Below are 548 nucleotides of genomic sequence, written 5' to 3' on the forward strand. Positions count from 1 at the left end.
GGCCCCGGCCGACCCCAGCCGTCGCCCCGCCCGGTGGTTCCGCTCAGGCCACCCGAGCCGCCTCCTTCGCCCGCGCCCGTCGCGCCGGTCGGCCGCCGATCCGTCGGCCTCACGCTGTGCCGGCCGCGCCCGCGCGGTAAGTGCCCTCCGCCAGGTGGCCCCGGTACGTGCCAGGCGGCCTTGTGTTCCCGCTGGCCCGCCTCCGGCGTCCCGGGTGCCGGCGCCGCCGGCGCGACGCGGCCTCACAGCAGCGCGAACTGGCCCTCTGGTCCCTCCTCGTGGTGGTCCAGGACCGACGCGGGCCGTCGGGCGGCGTCCGGAACCGGCAGCACGCCCGCGTCGGCCAGCTCGCCCGCCGCGATCAGCGGCCCGTCGGCCAGCTCCTTACGCAGTTGCCCGGCCGGCTCGCGCAGTTCGGCCAGCAGGGTGAGGACCGTGATCAACTCCAGCAGGTCAGACGTCCACTCCTGGGGCCAGTCGCGCGGTCCGATGGCGTCCAGGGTGCCGGCCGGGCCGGGCGTGGCGCGCCGCTCGAACCAGCTCTCCAA

At 77.6% G+C, this 548-nt stretch carries 1 pseudogene; it reads right to left on the reverse strand.

Annotated features, from left to right (window positions below):
- Positions 1-242: 242 nt before the first annotated feature.
- Positions 243-548 (reverse strand): annotated as a pseudogene (locus KUM32_RS36650) (DNA methyltransferase); the annotation flags it as partial.

The organism is Streptomyces sp. AC627_RSS907 (assembly GCF_019049165.1).